Raw genomic sequence first — 553 nt, forward strand, 5'->3', positions numbered from 1 at the left:
CGGTCTCGATGTGGAAAAGCTCGAAGTCGCGGCCGTCGCCGTGGGCGTGGCCACGGGTGCCTTCGAGGACGCCTGGACCTATGCGCACGAGCGCCAGCAGTTCGGCAAGCCCATCGCCCATTACCAGTCCATACAGCACAAGCTGGCCGACATGAAGACCCAGCTGCATGCGTCCAAGCTGATGCTTTACCACGCTGCGGAAATGGCCACGCGGCACCAGCGCTGTGCGGTGGAAACGTCGATGACCAAGCTGTTCGCGGCCGAGGCTGCGAAGAACATCGCGCTCGAGTGCCAGACGATTTTTGGCGCCTATGGCTATGTGAAGGAAGTCGATACCGAGCGCTATGTGCGCGACGCGCTGCTGATTCCCATCATGGGCGGCTCGTCGGCCATCCAGCGCAACAACATCTACAAGTGGACCAACGCCGGCCTCTGACCGCGCCAGTTTTTCAACGGAGAACCCCATGCATTTCGACGACTACAAGACCATCCAGTTCCATCGCCGCGAGCGCGTGCTGTACGTGACGTTCAATCGTCCCGAAGTGCTCAATGC

At 60.8% G+C, this 553-nt stretch carries 1 protein-coding gene; it reads left to right on the top strand.

Annotated features, from left to right (window positions below):
* Positions 1 to 436, top strand: a 436-nt coding sequence (locus tag D3H34_RS33660; RefSeq protein ID WP_286186602.1) for an acyl-CoA dehydrogenase family protein, incomplete at its 5' end; no start/stop codon positions are given.
* Between the last annotated feature and the right edge of the window lie 117 nt (positions 437 to 553).

The sequence above is a fragment of the Acidovorax cavernicola genome (assembly GCF_003581445.1).